A 17,721-nucleotide genomic window follows, 5' to 3' on the forward strand; every position below is an offset into this window, starting at 1 on the left:
AAGCGAAAGCCCGCTTATTGTTATAAACGGGCTTTTTTCTATATTCTAACCTTTTCTACCGCTTTTATTTGGCGATACTCTGGCTTCCACATTGCTTCTTTCACTGCCATCTTGATATCGTTATCACTTAAGTTCACTCTTGCAACACCTTCTGCAACTGCAACTTTCGCTACTTCAATTGCAACCATTTCTGAGATATTACGTAATTCTTCGACCTCTGGTAAAATAGGTGCTCCTGGCTGACTTGTATCTACCATACTTGCAACTGCTTCAGCAGCCGCTGCGAACATTCCATCCGTCATGACGCTTGCTCGTACTACAATTGTTCCAAGACCAAGCCCTGGGAAAATAAGTGCATTATTTGATTGTCCAATCACATACGTTACACCGTTATATGTAACTGGTTCAAATGGACTTCCTGTTGCAACTAACGCTCTTCCTTCTGTCCACTCGATTAAATCTGCTGGTTTTGCTTCAGCAAGTGGCGTCGGATTCGACATTGGTAAAATGATTGGTCTTTCTACGTGAGAAGCCATTTCTTTAATAATCTCTTCTTTAAATGCACCTGCAACAGTAGATGTACCAATTAAAATTGTCGGTTTTACATGTTTCACAACTTCAGCAAGTCCGATCACATCATTTTCTTTCCACTCACTTACTTCTGCTTCTTTTCTTGCGTACGGAATTTGGAAATCAAGAAGATCTTCCATATTATCTGTAACTAACCCGTTACGATCAATACACCAGAAACGCTTATATGATTCTTCTTCAGATACGCCTACGCGGACCATCGCATCTCTAACTTGATCTGCGATACCGATTCCAGCCGTACCAGCACCAAATACAACAACGCGGTGTTCACTTAGCGGTACACCAGAAGCTTTCACTGCCGATAATACTGCCGCAAGTGAAACTGCACCTGTACCTTGAATATCATCATTAAACGTACAAACATCATGACGATATTTATCTAAAATTTTTCGTGCGTTACGAGAGCTAAAGTCTTCCCAATGTAAAAGTGCTTTCGGGAATTGTTTGTTTACCGCTTGTACAAACGTATCAATAAATTCATCGTAAGCTTCACCTGTTATACGAGGGTGACGATTTCCAATATAAAATGGATTGTTTAATAGCTCCTCACGGTTTGTACCTACATCTAAAATTACCGGTAATACACGACTAGGATCGATTCCAACTGCAGCAGTGTAAACAGCTAATTTTCCGATTGCGATGTTAATACCACCAACGCCCCAGTCACCAATTCCTAATATGCCTTCTCCATCTGTTACAACGACTAAATCAATGTTCTCAGCTGTTGCACCGATATTGGCAAATGCTTCTTCGATACCTGATGGATCGTTAATTGATAAATAAACACCACGTGGTTTACGATATTCATGACTATATCTTTGAATTGCTACACCGACAGTTGGTGTATATACAATTGGTAACATTTCACGTAAATGATCTGTTAATATACGATAAAATAATACTTCATTTCGATCATGTAACGCAGTTAAGTATACATTCTTTAATAAATCATCCGGCTGAGAACTAAATTGTTCGTATGCTCGGCGTGCCTGTTCTTCTAACGTTAAAACCGCTGGCGGTAATAACCCTTTTAAACCTAACTCTTCTCTTTCATTTTGTGTGAAAGCTACCCCTTTATTTAAAAGTGGTGTTGATAATACTTCTGCTCCTCTTAATGTTGTTTCTAATGCACCATTAGAAGCTACTGTAAACTTGCTCATAACATCCCTACCTCTATTCATATATAGCATTTCTATATTGTAAACAAAAAAGAGGGGATTGTCCCCCTCTTCTTTTAATTTTTCTTTAAAAGAGTTGCTCCTGCAATCCCTGGGTGTGTCATTTCGAATGGATCTAGAATTAACTCTAAGTCTTCTTGTGACAATACACCATTTTTCACACAAAGTTCTCGAACGGATTGGCCTGTTGCAATTGCTTCTTTCGCAACGCGAGCTGCTGCTTCATAACCGATATGAGGGTTCACGGCTGTAATAATTCCTACACTCTTCTCAACATACTCTTTTAAGCGATCTTCATTCGCTTCAATTCCTTTTAAGCAATTATCTGTAAAGGCACGGAAACCGTTATTCATAATGCTAATTGATTGCAGTAAGTTGAAAACAAGTACTGGTTCCATAACGTTTAATTCTAATTGTCCTGCTTCTGAAGCAAGGCAAATTGTATGGTCATTACCAATTACTTGGAACGCAATTTGGTTAATAACTTCTGGCATAACAGGGTTTACTTTCCCTGGCATAATAGAAGAACCTGGTTGACGAGCTGGTAACATAATTTCCGCTAAACCAACACGCGGACCTGATGCCATTAAGCGAAGGTCATTCGCAATTTTAGACATATTCATCATACATACTTTAAGCGCTGCAGATACTTCAGTATAAGCATCCGTATTTTGCGTCGCATCTACTAAATCTTCTGCACCAATAAGCGGTAGTTCACTAATTGCAGCTAAATGTTTTACAACTGCTTCAATATATTCTGGATCTGCATTTAAGCCTGTACCAACTGCAGTTGCTCCCATATTTACTTCATATAAATGTTGACGTGATTGCTGAATGCGTTTCATATCACGTTCAAGTACACGTGAGTATGCTTTAAACTCTTGTCCAAGACGAATTGGCACAGCGTCTTGTAAATGTGTACGTCCCATTTTAATCACATGATCGAACTGTTCGGCTTTTAATTCAAATACATCATGCATATAACCCATCGTTTGTAATAAGCCTTCTAATGCATTTAACGTTGCGATATGAATCGCCGTTGGGAATGCATCATTTGTTGATTGGGCCATATTTACATGACTATTTGGACTAATATAATGATAGTCTCCCTTTTCCATTCCTAATAATTCAAGAGCACGATTGGCAATGACTTCATTTGCATTCATGTTCATTGAAGTACCCGCTCCGCCTTGGATTGGATCTACGATGAAATGATCATGCCATTTTCCATCAAGAATTTCTTGAGCAGCTTCTGCGATCGCACCGCCCTTGTTTAATTCCAATCTTCCTACATCTGTATTCGCAAGCGCTGCAGCTTTTTTTACAACTGCGAACGCTTTAATTAAACCTTCATGGATTTTGTATCCTGTAATTGGGAAGTTTTCAACTGCACGCATTGTTTGTACGCCGTAGTATGCATAGTTTGGTACTTCTTTTTCACCTAAAAAATCTTTTTCAATTCGAACACCATTTTTAACTTCAGTTAATGTTGCCATGATTATTCACTCCTTAACGATTTCTTATGCTGCTTTTGTTTCTTTGACTGTTTCTACATATTGTTTTGCTTTCTCATTATCGAATTCGCCTTCCCACTTCGACATAACAATGGCCGCTAATGCATTTCCTAATACATTGACAGATGAGCGAATCATATCTAAAATGCGGTCAATTCCCGCAATTAATGCGATACCTTCTAGTGGTAACCCCATTGAACCTAACGTTGCTAATACAACAACGAACGATGCACCTGGAACTCCCGCCATACCTTTGGATGTTAACATGAGAACGAATAATAACGTTATTTGCTCCGTTAGTGACATGTGCACACCGTACATTTGTGCAACAAACAATGCCGCTAACGCTTGATAAATAGCTGATCCAGTCAAGTTAAATGTATAACCTGTCGGAATTACGAAAGAGGCAACTGCCTTTGGACAACCGAACTCTTCCATTTTTCTCATTATATTAGGTAAAACAGCTTCTGAACTTGCTGTCGTAAACGAAAGAATCAGTTCTTCTTTTAAAATTTTTATTAATGTAAAAATGTTTACTCCAACCATTCGTGCATTAATACCTAATACAATCACAACGAATAGTATAACAGTTACGTATACAGCTAGCACTAGTTTTCCTAGCGGAAGTAATGTTGCTACACCAAATTTTGCAACTGTAACGGCAATTAATGCGAATACACCAAATGGTGCAAATTTCATAACTTGATTTGTAACCCAAAACATTGCTTCGAGTACGCCTTCAAAGAAGTTAAAAACAGGCTTTCCTTTTTCCCCAATTGCCGCAACTCCTAAGCCGAATAATACTGAGAAGAATATAATCGGTAATAGGTCACCTTGTGCAATCGATTCAAATACGTTTTTCGGTACAATGTGAACAATTGTCTCAGCAAAACCTTTCTTCTCCGTTGCATCTGCTGTTTGTTTATAAGAAGAAATATCACTTTGCTGTAAATTACTCATATCAACACCAGTACCTGGTTGGAATATATTCGCTGCAAGTAATCCCATTAAAATAGCAATCGTCGTAATAATTTCGAAATAAAGAATTGTCTTACCGCCCAGTTTCCCAAGCTTTTTCATATCTCCTACACCAGCTACCGCAACAATTAATGCTGAAATAACAATTGGTACTACAATCATCTTAATTAAGTGAATAAATATATCCCCAATTGGTGTGATATAAGAAATCGCCGTTTTATTGCCATAAAAGACTGCCCCTACTACAATCCCTAAAACAAGCGCGACAAAAATTTGTGTTGCCAATCCGAATTTTTTCATTTATGTTCATCCCCTTCATGCGAACGCTTTCAATTTGAATTTATAAAAGCTACTCACACATCTTATAAGCGAACCTACAAAATCATACAAAAACCTACAAGTTCGTCACAAAAAATTCAAATATTTTTCTTCTTTTTTTCATTGACACCATTTTGTTAAAAAACGATAAAATAAACTTGATAAGTAATCAGATTGTTTCGTATAATCAAAAAGATATATACTTAAAACAAATCAAAATGAAAAGGAGTGGATGTTATGAAAAACTATACAAAGCAATTCGTCCTATCTTCTTCTTTTCTTTTTCATTTTCTTAAAAAGGAACAAAGGCATTCGCCTTTGTTCCTTTTTTATTGCGATCTATATAGGGGGAATTGTTATGAGACCATATAAACGTGTCTTAATTAAATTAAGCGGCGGTGCACTTGCCGATCAAACTGGAAATAGCTTTAACTCCAAACGATTAGAACATATCGCAAACGAAATTTTATCTATTGTTGATTTAGGTATCGAAGTATCCATCGTCATCGGTGGCGGTAACATTTTTAGGGGGCATCTAGCTGAAGAATGGGGAATCGATCGCGTGGAAGCTGATAATATCGGTACGTTAGGTACAATCATTAACAGCTTAATGCTTCGCGGTGTTTTAACAAGTAAAACAAATAGAGAAGTACGCGTTATGACTTCCATTCCATTTAATGCAGTAGCTGAACCATACATTCGCTTGCGTGCAGTCCACCATTTAGATAACGGCTATATCGTTATCTTTGGAGGCGGAAACGGCCAACCGTTCGTGACAACAGATTATCCAAGTGTACAAAGAGCCATCGAGATGAATAGTGATGCCATATTAGTCGCAAAACAAGGGGTAGATGGCGTCTTTACAAGTGATCCAAAGCATAATAAATCAGCAAAAATGTACAGCAAACTAAACTATAATGATGTCGTTAGACAAAATATACAAGTCATGGATCAAGCGGCATTACTGCTTGCCCGGGACTACAATTTACCAGCACACGTCTTTAACTTTGATGAGCCTGGTGTCATGAAGAAAATATGTTTAGGCGAACATGTGGGGACGTTGATCAATGATGATGTTACGATGCTGGTGCATGAAAAATAATGATTTCCCACCAAAAAAGGGTGCCTTTTATAGGCACCCTTTCCTAATTCATCATCACAAATAGAAGTCAACCAATCCCGCCACTTTCTCCTTACAACGCTCCCAAAAAGATAACTTTTCAAAAAACTCTTTCGTCATTTCTTTCGAATCATGAAAATCCTCTGTTAACGCCTTATTAACTTGTCCTACAATAGGACCACCATAAATATAAAAATTCATTTCATCATTTATATTGAAGCTACGCGAAGTAAAGTTTGTTGTACCAATAACGGTTAATTCATTATCAATAAGCATTAATTTACCATGGAACATTCCTTTTTTATAACCATATACAGTAATTCCATTATTAACAGCTTGACGTATGTATGGATACGCCGCTTCTTTTATAAGAGGTAGATCCGGTTTATATGACCAAAGTATTTTTACTGTAACACCACGCTTTTGTGCTGCGATTAAAGCATTCATGGATTCTTTATTTTTTGCTATAAAATACGGCGTTACAATTACAATGGAGTGCTGAGCTTGTTTTATGAGCTCTATATATTTTTCAGCAACGTAATGCCCATTGTAACTAGTCATAGTATGTAATGTATTCCCTTTACTAGCTTTATTCGTACTTCTCTTTATCTCTTCTTTCGTATCTCGTTTCCAGTCTAAAGCGAATTGCTGTTCTAAATCTTTTGCTCCTTCTCCTTTAAGTCGTACATGATAATCACGCCAATATCCAAATCGCTTATCTTTCCCTAAGTACTCATCTCCTATATTAAATCCGCCTGTATAGCCAATCTCCCCATCAATCGTCGTAATACGGCGATGATTACGATGGTGAAGTGAATAAAATCCGAATGGCAATGCAGGTTTTCTACTATATGTAAAATGCACACCACTTTCCCGCAATTCATTTATCATCTTTCTTTCAAATGATAAATCATTCATGCGATCAACTGATAAATAGACGTTTACTCCTTCTTTTGCTTTCTCTTTTAATAAGTTTAAAAAAGTATGACTACTTTTATCATCCGACAAAATGAAGAAATAAGTGTAGATGGAGCTTTTGGCTTCTCTTATATCAGTAAATAATTGTTTATAAAAAGACTTCCCTTCTACATATAATTGAAAGTCACTATAATGAGGCGCATACTCTGTCGGCATGTTTTTTCCAGCTTCCATTTTCCTACCTAAGGTAACATCGATATGCATACAAATTACAATAAAAACGAAAATAGCAATAATAATAGAAGTAACTCTTAATATTTTTTTAATCATTTGGGTTTCCTTCCAATCATATTCCTTACTATTTCGTAGTGTTTCATTTAAATATGTTTTCATACGAAATGTATTTCTTATTTTTATTGATACTAAACAGTTAAAGGAGATACGAATATGAGAAAAGGAAAAACTCCTATTGTTTTTATCCCAGGTCTTTTCGGTTCAATGAGCAATATTATTATTCCCGGCACTGGTAATTGGAGTTTTGGACTTTCTGCATTTGTTTACGAACCATTCATCATGATGCTAGAAAGTATGGGGTACGAACGAAATAAAGACTTGTTCATCTGTTTTTATGACTGGCGGCAGCGTATTGTTTTTTCTACACAAAAATATTTATTACAAACGATTGCTTATGCTAAAAAGATTAGAGGTTGCGATAAACTAAATTTAATTTGTCATAGTATGGGCGGCCTTCTTGGACGTTCTTACGTTCAAAGTGACGAATATAAAAATGATGTGAATCAACTTATAATACTCTGCACACCAAACGCTGGATCTCCACCAAATTATAGTTATTGGACTGGAGGCAGTCTCCCTATCCATGCCTCTTCTAAAATAAATATCGTTCATTTTTATATGGAACAATATATTTGTGACTTAAGCATCTTACATAAAATGAATAAAGTTGAGGCGATACACATTTACTTTCCAGGATTACAAGATGTTATTCCTTGTAAAGATTACGGAAATTATTTATTTATAAAATCCAACTCTTCTATTACATTTCTTCCTTATAGTAAGATGGAAACGAAAAACCCTTTCCTCGATACATTAAATAAAAATAGATTTATTATACAAAAAAGAAATATTGAAACGACACTCATTACCGGAGATGGAGAGGAAACAACTCAATATTTACAAGTCGTCCCTTCACATTCCAAACTGAAATGGCCAGACGGCAAAGTCGTCGGTGATTTACTTACAAAACATGATGACGGTAACGCTGTTCTACATAGCGTTTTTCTTCTAGAGGGACATAAATATGTTTTGCATGCTTCACATAACGAAGTGCTCTACAAAAGCATTCCTATACTACAAAAGATACTCTAAATTTCAAACAAAAAAGGTATGGCATTAAGCCACACCTTTTCACATTAAACAAAATTTCTCGCATCATTATTTCTTCCAAACTTATAAATAGCAATTAAGAAGAATGCAATTGCGAAAGCGAATAAAATTAAAATGTTTAAATACAACTCCGAGAATGGTATTCCCTGCTGAAGTTTTGATATCGTATCTAACAACCAGCGCTGTGGAAGAAAATTAGCTACTTTTTGTACTGCACTTGGCATAATGTCATATGGGAAATAACAACCCGCTAGTAAGCATGTTGGTACAATGACCATGTTTTGCATCGCATTTGCCGATGCTGAGTTTTTCGAAAAAGCTACAAGGACTAATGATATTCCAATTGCGATTAATGCAAATAGCATTAGTACGCCCATCATCACTATGAAAGGCATATTGATATTCGTATGAAAAACATTCGTTAGGAATAGGATTGTAATCAAAATTTGTACTGTTAGTATTATCATATTTACCCCGACATTAGATAATATGAACTTCTTCCCATCTATCGGCGTTGATAATAGTCTAAAGTACGTTCTATTCTCTTTTTCTTTTAAAATATGACCTGATAAGTTCGCTGCTGAAAACAGCATAAACATAATAAGGTAACCCATCGTTTGATTTGTCATATCTTTATTTTTCGAAGTATCTTCTAGCGTCTCAGTTTTCATTTTAAATGAACTTTTTTGATACCCTGCGTACATATTGTCGAATGTACTTTGATCTGTTCCTGCTACTTTACTAATAGCTGCTATATTATCAATATAATTATATAAATATGATTTTATAAATCCTGTTACTTGATCACCTTTAATCGATGAAATTTCAATATGCTCTGGTTTTCCTTCTCGAACACTTTTTGAAAAATCAGAAGCTAATGTAATAACTCCATCAAGTTTTTTCGAAGTGAGTTTATCTTCTACTTCAGACTCCTTAACCTTACTCACATTCACATGATTTAATCCTTCTAAAAACTTTATCGTATCATTTGCTATTGGCTCATTTTCTTTATTTACAATCCCGATATTTAACGTTCCTTGCCCTGCATTTCCGTATATCGAGAAGGAAATGAGCGTCCCTATTATCGGCAAGCTAATTATAATGAGTAAACTTTTTTTATTTTTCAAAAGCACAGATAACGTTTTTTGTATGAGCCATAAAATATCCTTCATGCTATAGTCCCTCCCGTCTACGTAATGCAATAATTGCAATTAATAAAAAGAGTGCTGAAATTCCAATGTTTAAAGAAATGACTGGTAGTGCTGCCCCTACATCATTTGCATAAATAATTTTCATAACAGCTGTATTTGCCCAAGTTAATGGCGATAAATTCGTAACGAAATTTTCTTCTACTACGAAATATGCACCTCCAAAAATAGAAGCTAATTGCACAACAACCATAATAATTGCCCTAGACGCTTCAGCTGTTTTCGTGATATATCCGATTCCTAAACCGAAGCTAATTGCTAGAAAGACTTGTGTTAATAAAATAAGAAATATGATTCCAAGATGGTCGCCCCAATTCGCTTGAAAAACAAATTTACTAAATAACATGACGAGTAATATGCACAGGGCATTTGCTACTAGGCTACCAAGTACTTTTCCAATGAATATTTCAGCTTTACTTATAGGTGCAGCAATGAGACGATCTCCTGTTTTACGTATTCGTTCTCCTCGAATTAAAGAACTCGCTCCCATCGCAGCATATAGTGCAATCATCGTTGTCATTACAACCGCATAGTAATCCATAGAACCTGGTTTTTTCGCAGCTTGTAAAGATGTTTCTTTTATATAATCATTATGATTTCCGTTTGAAATAACCGTACTAACCTTAGTAGGATCTACTTTTGCAACTTCGACCGCTACATTGTACTTATCAACAAATGTTGTAAGCATTCCCTCCACAATACTTCCCTCAATACTACTTTTGTCACTCCCATAAAATTTTGCACCATCTTTATTTAACTCTACATAAGCAGCATATTTATTTTTCTTCACTTCTTCTTTCCCATCTATACTGCCGGAAGCTTTTTTAAAATGAATACCTGATTTATCCACTTCTTTCGTAAATGCTTCAAATGATTGAGAAAACGTGCTACTCGCTTCATCTTTATATAGCACTTGTATATCTTTAATCGAATGACTATCACTATTAAATGCGTTGGTTAACGCTGTTCCTAACACAAGCATAAGCACAATCGGAAATGCTAACATAAAAACTAAAGTTCTTACGTCTCTGAAATCTCTTTTAATATGCATAATTGCAATATTGAAGATGTTCAATTGATGAACCTCCCTTTACCTTTTCTTCATTTACCTTTTATTTATCTCGTAAGTTTCTTCCGGTTAACGTAAGAAATACTGTTTCTAAGTTTGGAGCCTGCTCCTCTAATGAACGAATTTCAATGTCATGATTAATGCAATGCTGAATAATTTGATTTAAATTATTTAATCCTGCATCCGAGTTTACCTTGATTACGTTCTCTTCAATTTGAACAGCTTTCACACCGTTTATCTCTTTTAATTTTTCCACGTCTAAATTTTCCACCGACTTCACTTCAATCCAAATATCTTTCGTATCTGTAATAATCGCTTTTAACTGTTCTTTCGTACCTTCTGCAATCACTTTACCGTGGTCGACAATTGCGATTTTCGTACAAATCTCTTCTACTTCTTCCATGTAGTGGCTCGTGTAAATAATCGTACTTCCCATTTCATTTAATTTACGTACTGACTGCAAAATGTAGTTTCTTGACTGTGGATCAATTCCAACTGTCGGCTCATCCATAATAATTAACTTCGGTCTATGAGCAATCGCACAAGCGATATTCAGTCTTCGTTTCATCCCGCCAGAAAAGTTTTTCGGATAACTTTTATGTTTATCGCTAAGTCCTACAAATTGAAGAGCTTCCTCTACCCTAGCTTTTAATTCGGCTCCTCGTAATCCGTACAACCCAGCAAAGAATTTCACATTTTCATAGGCAGTTAACTCTTCATAAATCGCAATATCTTGCGGAACAATACCAATATTCATCTTTGCAAATCGGTTATGTTTCTTTATATTTTTTCCTAGTATGCTAATTTCACCTTCATTACTTCTTAACAAACCAGCAATCATATTTATCGTTGTACTCTTACCAGCACCATTTGATCCTAAAAAGCCAAATATTTCTCCTTCTTTAATAGATAAAGACATATTATCAACTGCGATGAAATCACCAAATTTTTTCGTTAAATTTTTAATTTCTAATGTATTCATCATTTTCACCCCTATTTCGGTTTCTCTGCTTTTAGTATAAACAAAAAGAATGAACCTGCTCAGTGCAGAAGTTCATTCTTTTCACATGAGAATATTCACTTTTTTCATATGAGATGGTTCATCTTCGTCCCATTCTCTTATATCGGCAACAACATCGTCACTGAAAAGCCACTTGTTCCATCTACAATAATTTTTCCGTTTACTGAAGCTGTTCGCTCCTCCATCCCCATAATACCGAGACCTTTTTTAACAAGAGCTGCCCCTTTTCCGTTATCCTTCACTTGCACCTTAACCATCTTGTTAAGCACATGAATATCTATAGAAATAACTGTCGCATCAGCATATTTCATTGCATTTGTTAGTGCTTCTGTAACATTCTCACCGATAATTTTCCACTGAATGGGAGAAATCATATCTAAGTTCCCTTTATATACAAAAGGAATATTCACATCATTCTTACCAGCAAATTCCTCTATGAATAATTTCATACGATGAATACCAATTTGCTCAGTTGGTGGCTTCATATTTTTTAATGTAATGCGAATACTTTCAATTCCATCTTTTGAAATGTGAATTGCATTTTGTAATAACTCCGCAGATTTTTCTTTATCTATTTCCATTAACCTTTTTGCTGCTTCCATTTGAATAAGCGCACCCGTCATCGAGTGACCAATTTTATCATGAATTTCTTGCGATAACCGATTTCTCTCTTCTAGCTTAAATGTGTATTCAGATTGTCTTATGTACTCTTTATTTTCATGTAAGCTTTTCGTAAGTCGTTGCATATCTTTTCGCATCTTATCATTTTGCGATTCAAGCTTTACTACACGCGATATATATCGATCTGCAATAGTTAAAACGAGAAAAGAAAATGCAACAATTAATCCATAAGTCATTCGAATACTTTCATCTGCAATCGTAATTGGGAGCATCATAACGACAAAGCGTGGCCAATTCTTTTCTATGTAATAGAATGTAATTTCGTATAAGTTCAAAGGTAAAAACAAAATAAAAAATGGATGAACCCTCCATGTAAATAACATAACTACGCCAATGGATATACAGATTAATATTTTTTTATACGTATCTTTTTTAAATATAGAAATCATTACGTTTACAGAAAGGTAAATAAGTAAAGTAAATATAACCCACGGTAAATTTGCTACATTTGCGTAAATATAACTGAACACAATATATAAAAAGACAATTAATTTACTTACAGTTAACCAAAATTCCATATCATTAATCTACTTTCCCTGTTAAGTAATAAATCGCAATTTGTGTGCGATGTTCAAGTCCAGTTTTCCCTAAAACTGACGTAATATAATTTGCAATTGTTCCCTCAGATATAAAAAGCTGTTTCGAAATTTCTTTATTTGAGAAACCTTTTGCAATTAATGCGATAATACTAAGCTCCCTTTCTGTGAAAAGGCTCTTATCAATTTTACATTCTTCCTCTTTACTTTCCATTAAATTAGACTTAATTTTATCGAGGACAACATCTTGCATAACAGTTTGACCGTTATATACTCCTTTTATCGCATCACGAATACGCTCCGGATCGTTATTTTTTAATAAATAACCTTTCGCTCCGTTTTTTACTGCATCCAAAATATATTCATCATCATCAAACGTCGTTAAAATAAGCGGTTTTGTTTTCGTCTCTTCACAAATGAACTTCGTCGCCTCTACACCGTTCATATTTGGCATACGAACATCTAAAAGAGCAATATCAACTTCATGCTTTTTACAATATGCTACAGCTTCTTCCCCATCATTTACAGTATCTACTACTTCAAACTCTTCGTATGTATTTAAAATAATTTTCATGCCTTCTCTAATAAAAGAGTTATCATCTGCTATTAATATTTTAATTTTCATGTTTGTTAGTACGGACCTTTCCCTACTAACATTCACATCCTTTCTCCGTGTAACATTTCCTACTTGCTCATTATATACTTCTCTTTACCATTTTTTCACACCTTTTTTCATCTAGCTCTCCCGCAAAAAATATATTATTCTTTTTTTACAAAATGTGTAGGGTGACTTATCATTCTTTACGTCTATATAATAGAATGCGTCAAAAAGGAGGGAGAGACCGATTGAGGAAAAACAATTAATTGAAAAAGCACAGCAAGGAAGCGAGCATGCTTTTCGTATCCTTGTACAAACATATCGTCATTATATTTTTCAAGTTATCTTTTCTATTTTAAGACATGAAGAAGATTCGAAAGATGTTACACAAGAAGTATTCGTAAAAATTCACACCTCTCTCCCAAATTATCAATTTCGCGGATTAAAAACGTGGATGGCACGTATTGCCACCAATCACGCTATTGATTATAAGAGAAAGAAAGCTGGAGAAAGTGAAGAACTCTCCTTATGTAAAGAAGCTGAGGAAAATATACAGTCCTCTCATAATATTGAGGATTTATTATTGACGAAAGAGCAAAAATTACTCATTGCTCAAAAACTGCGAGAACTTCCCGAAAATTACCGTGACGTTGTTCTCGCACATTACTTAGAAGAAAAGAGCTATCAAGAAATTGCTTTACAGGAAAACATCGAAGTAAAAACAGTCGAAATGAAACTGTATCGAGCACGAAAATGGATTAAAAAACATTGGAAGGAGGAAGAGTTTCTATGATGCATTATTCAAAAGAAGATTGGCGCAATTATACATTAGATTTTATAGAAAGCAATGAACGTGACTCTATGGAAGAACATCTTTATGAATGTGATCATTGTTTAGCACTTTATATGGAAAGTATTGATGAACAACATGAAAACCTTCCAATGATAAATGATGATTCATTTACGAACGAAGTTATGACGCAAATTAATTTTGAAACACTACAGTCTAATGAAAATATAAAAACAACCTCACTAAAGCGCACGATCATTCATTACATAATTGCGACTGCGGCTACAATTATTTTTATGGTAAGTGGTTTATTTCAGTATATTTTTACAGCGACATCAAATTTAGAGAAATCTTCAAAACATAACGAGTCTTCTATTTCACAACAAATTGTAAACAAATCGGTAGACACATCGAAAAAGGACGGAGGTTCAAAGCATGAATAAAAATCCCTTTTTAGCACTTGTATTAGGGCTAATTCCTGGGCTTGGACATTTATACTTAAAAAAGCTAGGACGGTTTATTTTATATAGCGGAGGATCACTATTTCTATTCTCCTTTGCAGTATTTTGTACCATAGTAGTAAGAGAACGTGATATTGCTTTTCTTTCTCTATTTTTACTAGCTGTTCTATGGGTAATTAACTTACTAGATTTAGTTATCACCATTATAAACCAAACGAAAAAGCAAGAAGCTGGAGAAGTGATAAATTCCTCTAAAGAGAGCGAACGATTTTATATCATTCTCTTATCCATCATCCCTGGGCTTGGCCATTTCCAATTAGGACTTATGCAACGCGGACTTACATTTTTAGTAGCTTGCACAGGAATCGGGAGTATGATCATTTTCGTTGCACTTTTAACATCGCAAGAAAGTTTTCTTATCTTCCTTATTACGTTACCTGTTTTATGGATTTATAATTTCTTTGACGTTGTTCAGCAACTACAGAAAAAAGAACGTGGCGAGCAATTAATTGACCGTACTATTTTCGAAGATTTTGAAGAACATCGAGAGCAGGGAAAGAAAAGTAAAACATTTGCTTCTATTTTAGCGATGTTCCCTGGAGCAGGTCATATGTATTTAGGCTTACAACGCCGTGGTCTTCAGCTTATGGCAGCCTTCTTACTATCTATTTATTTACTCGACTTATTAAGACTTTCTGCGTTTTTATTTTTAGTACCAATCATTTGGTTCTATAGCTTTTTTGATGCGTTACAGCAAACAGCAAAATACGGAAAAGAACGAGTTCAAGACGAACCCATTATCGATTATTTTATAAATCATCAAAGATGGATCGGTATCGGATTAATTACACTCGGTGGTTATTATTTATTAAATCAAACAGTCCTTCCTATTTTGAATGATTATTTTGTAACTATATTTAATATTCATCTTAGTGAACTATATTATCGCTATTTCCAAACATCTATCGTTGCGCTCCTTTTAATTGGCGGCGGCTTTAAATTGTTACTTGGAAATAAAGAAAACAAAGGTGGGACAAGCGAATGAGGACTTGGCGTGTTGGAACATTCTCAATGGGGCTTTCTATTATATCGTTAGGATGCTTTTTACTATTTTCAGTCGTAAAAGGAATTCAAGTATTAGATACACTAACTGCATGGTGGCCAGTTTTACTCATCATACTTGGAGCCGAAGTTTTACTATACCTTCTATTTTCTAAGAAGGAACAATCATTTATTAAATATGATATTTTTAGTATTTTCTTTATCGGCGTTTTAGGAAGCGTCGGAATTGCTTTTTACTGTTTATTATCAACTGGATTACTAGAAGAAGTTCGTCACTCTATTAACACAACGAGGCAAACGAGTAATATTCCAGACGGACAATTTGATATACCTGAATCTATCAAAAAAATCGTAGTAGATGCAGGACATCAACCTCTAACGATAGAGGGAAATAATACAAATCAAATTCATCTTTTGGGAACTTATGAAATGACAACGAAAGCAAATGAAAAACTCAATTTAAAACGAGATGATTTCCTTTCAGTTCAAACGGCTGGAGAAACGATGTATATCACTTTAAAATCATTACCTGTTCAGCATACGTTATTTAATTCAGCACCACAGGTGAAACCAACGCTTGTTCTTCCGCAAAATAAAAATGTGGAAATCCGTGCTTCAAATAACGAACTATCTCTTTATCCAGGTCAATTGCAAAATAATTGGTTTGTACAGGAAAGCTCAAGAGTGTCTGTCCACCTTGCAAAAGAAAGTGATGTATCTTTAACAGCAGTAACGAATCAAAAAGAAATACACGGAAACACACCTTGGGAGCAAGTAGAAGATTTAACGAAAAAAGAAAATAATTCTTCAGAAGAACATCCAGAATTAAACGAGCAAGAACATTGGTATAAAAATTCGATTAAAACTGGAAATGGGACGTACAAGTTAAATATTGAGAAAACTTATAATTTGAATATGAGCGTTATCGAAAAATAAAAAACCTTCCGCAATTGCGGAAGGTTTTTCTCATATAATCGCTTTAATTCCTTCTAACACTAATCCAATCATAAATCCGCAAACCGCCCCGTTCACTCGGATCCACTGCAAATCTTTACCGACATTATTTTCAATCATTTCGATTAACGTTTTATCATCTAACTTATCAAGGTTTTCTTGTACAAGCTTACCGATTTTCGAATGGTTTTTTTCCACAAGTGTAACAACTTGCTTTTGTAACCACTCCTCTATTTTTTGAACAGTTTGTTCATCTTCTTTTATTTTATTCATTTGTTTTTGTAAAAATGGAATAACATATTTATCAGCAAATTCTTCATTATTTACAAAAGCAACTGCTCTTTGTTGTACTTGCTCCAGCATCTCTTTTATTTTGTCAGTAGCATCCCAATTGGCAATCCATTTTTCTTTCCAATTTTCTAATTCTTGTAGTAACGCTTCATTTTCTTTTACATTTATAATTTCTTGACGAATTTTCGATAAAATAAGTTGTCTCGTACTATTATCTGCATCTTGTAAGCTGTTAATATTGCTAATAATAAATTTCTGCAAAATGCCGCCAATTTTATCTTCATCTACAATATTCATAAATGATTTCAAAGTAAACTGCAAGAATCCATCTACTTTTATATTTTCCATCGCCTTCATACCTAAGCTTCCGAGCTGGTATCGAGCTTCATCTTGCGCTGTCCATTCTTTCACTTTTACTAATATGTAATCAAGTGTCTTCTCATCATATTCTTGCACTACCAATTGATCAACAAGCACTTGTAAAATGTTACTTGTATTAATTGTATGTAAATACGTCTTTAATTCTTTTTCAATAATAACCGCTAATTTTTCTGTATCGATTGAAACAATCGCCTTCTCAGCAATCGTTACAATGCCTTTTTTCACAGCATCAGACTGCATTTCTCTCTCAGCAATTTGTAGCACCATTTGTGCTAGCTGCATTTCTTTTACTTTATTCGTAATACTTTCTTTCGTTAGCCACTCATTTTCTAACGTATTGATGAGCCCTTTCGTTACTCGTTTACGGTTTTTAGGTAACAAAGCTGTATGCGGAATTGGAATTCCCATCGGGTGACGGAATAATGCTGTAACTGCGAACCAATCTGCAAGCCCGCCAACTAACCCAGCTTCAAATCCCCCTTGTATAATCTCTCCAGCTATCGTTCCTTGAAAAGGGATAGAAGCCGCAAAGCCTACACCCATAACCCCAAGCGAAATACCCGCTATATATTTAGTCTGTAATGACATCGTATACACATCCTCTTATTATGTAAAATAAAGCTTTTTTGTTGTATTTATTCCATATTA

The 17,721-nt window shown here is 35.0% G+C and carries 16 protein-coding genes; 6 read left to right on the forward strand and 10 right to left on the reverse strand.

What is annotated here, in order from left to right:
* Positions 1-38 precede the first annotated feature (38 nt).
* The 3 genes from malS to MKY38_RS13215 form a co-directional block, all read right to left on the reverse strand.
* Entirely contained in the window at positions 39-1,751 is a 1,713-nt protein-coding gene (malS, locus tag MKY38_RS13205; RefSeq protein WP_070180252.1) for an oxaloacetate-decarboxylating malate dehydrogenase, read from the reverse strand.
* Positions 1,752-1,825: 74 nt separating this feature from the next.
* Positions 1,826-3,265 carry an aspartate ammonia-lyase gene (gene aspA, locus MKY38_RS13210; RefSeq protein ID WP_078385205.1) on the reverse strand — a complete coding sequence of 480 codons (1,440 nt, stop codon included), beginning with the start codon at positions 3,263-3,265 and terminating at the stop codon, positions 1,826-1,828.
* Between the two features lie 24 nt (positions 3,266-3,289).
* Complete coding sequence (locus MKY38_RS13215; RefSeq protein WP_000713291.1) at positions 3,290-4,561, reverse strand: cation:dicarboxylate symporter family transporter; 1,272 nt, start codon at positions 4,559-4,561, stop codon at positions 3,290-3,292.
* A gap of 376 nt (positions 4,562-4,937) precedes the next feature.
* Between MKY38_RS13215 and pyrH the strand changes: the two genes are divergently transcribed.
* Positions 4,938-5,681 (forward strand): UMP kinase, encoded by a 744-nt coding sequence (gene pyrH / locus MKY38_RS13220; protein ID WP_001248059.1) that lies wholly within the window; start codon positions 4,938-4,940, stop codon positions 5,679-5,681.
* A 54-nt stretch (positions 5,682-5,735) separates the two neighbouring features.
* Here the strand turns inward: pyrH and cls are convergent, their stop codons facing one another.
* Positions 5,736-6,947: a cardiolipin synthase gene (gene cls, locus MKY38_RS13225; RefSeq protein WP_070180031.1), complete on the reverse strand. Its 1,212-nt coding sequence runs from the start codon at positions 6,945-6,947 to the stop codon at positions 5,736-5,738.
* A 117-nt stretch (positions 6,948-7,064) separates the two neighbouring features.
* On the opposite strand from cls, the gene MKY38_RS13230 reads away from it, so the two are divergent.
* Positions 7,065-8,003: an esterase/lipase family protein gene (locus tag MKY38_RS13230; protein ID WP_341049129.1), complete on the forward strand. Its 939-nt coding sequence runs from the start codon at positions 7,065-7,067 to the stop codon at positions 8,001-8,003.
* 44 nt (positions 8,004-8,047) lie between these two features.
* On the opposite strand, the gene MKY38_RS13235 is transcribed toward MKY38_RS13230, so the two are convergent.
* From MKY38_RS13235 to MKY38_RS13255, 5 genes are all read right to left on the reverse strand, one after another.
* Positions 8,048-9,193 carry an ABC transporter permease gene (locus tag MKY38_RS13235; protein ID WP_078385203.1) on the reverse strand — a complete coding sequence of 382 codons (1,146 nt, stop codon included), beginning with the start codon at positions 9,191-9,193 and terminating at the stop codon, positions 8,048-8,050.
* A 1-nt stretch (position 9,194) separates the two neighbouring features.
* Positions 9,195-10,304, reverse strand: a complete 1,110-nt coding sequence (locus tag MKY38_RS13240) for an ABC transporter permease (RefSeq protein WP_001020154.1) — start codon at positions 10,302-10,304, stop codon at positions 9,195-9,197.
* A 37-nt stretch (positions 10,305-10,341) separates the two neighbouring features.
* Positions 10,342-11,280 (reverse strand): ABC transporter ATP-binding protein, encoded by a 939-nt coding sequence (locus MKY38_RS13245; RefSeq protein WP_065224063.1) that lies wholly within the window; start codon positions 11,278-11,280, stop codon positions 10,342-10,344.
* Between the two features lie 137 nt (positions 11,281-11,417).
* Entirely contained in the window at positions 11,418-12,518 is a 1,101-nt protein-coding gene (locus tag MKY38_RS13250; RefSeq protein WP_016117554.1) for a sensor histidine kinase, read from the reverse strand.
* A 4-nt stretch (positions 12,519-12,522) separates the two neighbouring features.
* Positions 12,523-13,161: a response regulator transcription factor gene (locus tag MKY38_RS13255; RefSeq protein ID WP_000694093.1), complete on the reverse strand. Its 639-nt coding sequence runs from the start codon at positions 13,159-13,161 to the stop codon at positions 12,523-12,525.
* 277 nt (positions 13,162-13,438) lie between these two features.
* Here MKY38_RS13255 and MKY38_RS13260 point away from each other — a divergent pair, with 277 nt between their 5' ends.
* The 4 genes from MKY38_RS13260 to exsE are packed head-to-tail and all read left to right on the forward strand — an operon-like array spanning position 13,439 to position 16,383.
* Positions 13,439-13,927: an RNA polymerase sigma factor gene (locus MKY38_RS13260; protein ID WP_078385201.1), complete on the forward strand. Its 489-nt coding sequence runs from the start codon at positions 13,439-13,441 to the stop codon at positions 13,925-13,927.
* Positions 13,924-14,367 carry a hypothetical protein gene (locus MKY38_RS13265; RefSeq protein ID WP_078385200.1) on the forward strand — a complete coding sequence of 148 codons (444 nt, stop codon included), beginning with the start codon at positions 13,924-13,926 and terminating at the stop codon, positions 14,365-14,367. Before MKY38_RS13260 ends, MKY38_RS13265 begins: the two co-directional genes overlap by 4 nt.
* On the forward strand, positions 14,360-15,430 hold the full coding sequence (locus MKY38_RS13270; protein WP_001039124.1) for a hypothetical protein: 1,071 nt from the start codon (positions 14,360-14,362) through the stop codon (positions 15,428-15,430). The genes MKY38_RS13265 and MKY38_RS13270 overlap by 8 nt, the downstream gene beginning before the upstream one ends.
* Positions 15,427-16,383: an exosporium protein ExsE gene (gene exsE / locus MKY38_RS13275; protein ID WP_137050256.1), complete on the forward strand. Its 957-nt coding sequence runs from the start codon at positions 15,427-15,429 to the stop codon at positions 16,381-16,383. The genes MKY38_RS13270 and exsE overlap by 4 nt, the downstream gene beginning before the upstream one ends.
* Positions 16,384-16,413: 30 nt before the next feature.
* Here exsE and MKY38_RS13280 read toward each other — a convergent pair whose 3' ends face one another.
* Positions 16,414-17,661 carry a DUF445 domain-containing protein gene (locus MKY38_RS13280; protein WP_070180028.1) on the reverse strand — a complete coding sequence of 416 codons (1,248 nt, stop codon included), beginning with the start codon at positions 17,659-17,661 and terminating at the stop codon, positions 16,414-16,416.
* Positions 17,662-17,721: the final 60 nt, after the last annotated feature.

The organism is Bacillus sp. FSL R5-0585 (genome assembly GCF_038004545.1).
Lineage (GTDB): Bacteria > Bacillota > Bacilli > Bacillales > Bacillaceae_G > Bacillus_A > Bacillus_A cereus.

Bases quoted from the DNA above. Each gene is read 5' to 3' on its own strand.
- MKY38_RS13215 (WP_000713291.1), bottom strand. From the start codon at position 4,561: ATGAAAAAATTCGGATTGGCAACACAAATTTTTGTCGCGCTTGTTTTA.
- MKY38_RS13245 (WP_065224063.1), bottom strand. From the start codon at position 11,280: ATGAATACATTAGAAATTAAAAATTTAACGAAAAAATTTGGTGATTTC.
- cls (WP_070180031.1), bottom strand. From the start codon at position 6,947: ATGATTAAAAAAATATTAAGAGTTACTTCTATTATTATTGCTATTTTC.
- MKY38_RS13235 (WP_078385203.1), bottom strand. From the start codon at position 9,193: ATGAAGGATATTTTATGGCTCATACAAAAAACGTTATCTGTGCTTTTG.
- malS (WP_070180252.1), bottom strand. From the start codon at position 1,751: ATGAGCAAGTTTACAGTAGCTTCTAATGGTGCATTAGAAACAACATTA.
- MKY38_RS13255 (WP_000694093.1), bottom strand. From the start codon at position 13,161: ATGAAAATTAAAATATTAATAGCAGATGATAACTCTTTTATTAGAGAA.
- MKY38_RS13280 (WP_070180028.1), bottom strand. From the start codon at position 17,661: ATGTCATTACAGACTAAATATATAGCGGGTATTTCGCTTGGGGTTATG.
- MKY38_RS13270 (WP_001039124.1), top strand. From the start codon at position 14,360: ATGAATAAAAATCCCTTTTTAGCACTTGTATTAGGGCTAATTCCTGGG.
- aspA (WP_078385205.1), bottom strand. From the start codon at position 3,265: ATGGCAACATTAACTGAAGTTAAAAATGGTGTTCGAATTGAAAAAGAT.
- MKY38_RS13230 (WP_341049129.1), top strand. From the start codon at position 7,065: ATGAGAAAAGGAAAAACTCCTATTGTTTTTATCCCAGGTCTTTTCGGT.
- pyrH (WP_001248059.1), top strand. From the start codon at position 4,938: ATGAGACCATATAAACGTGTCTTAATTAAATTAAGCGGCGGTGCACTT.
- MKY38_RS13250 (WP_016117554.1), bottom strand. From the start codon at position 12,518: ATGGAATTTTGGTTAACTGTAAGTAAATTAATTGTCTTTTTATATATT.
- exsE (WP_137050256.1), top strand. From the start codon at position 15,427: ATGAGGACTTGGCGTGTTGGAACATTCTCAATGGGGCTTTCTATTATA.
- MKY38_RS13265 (WP_078385200.1), top strand. From the start codon at position 13,924: ATGATGCATTATTCAAAAGAAGATTGGCGCAATTATACATTAGATTTT.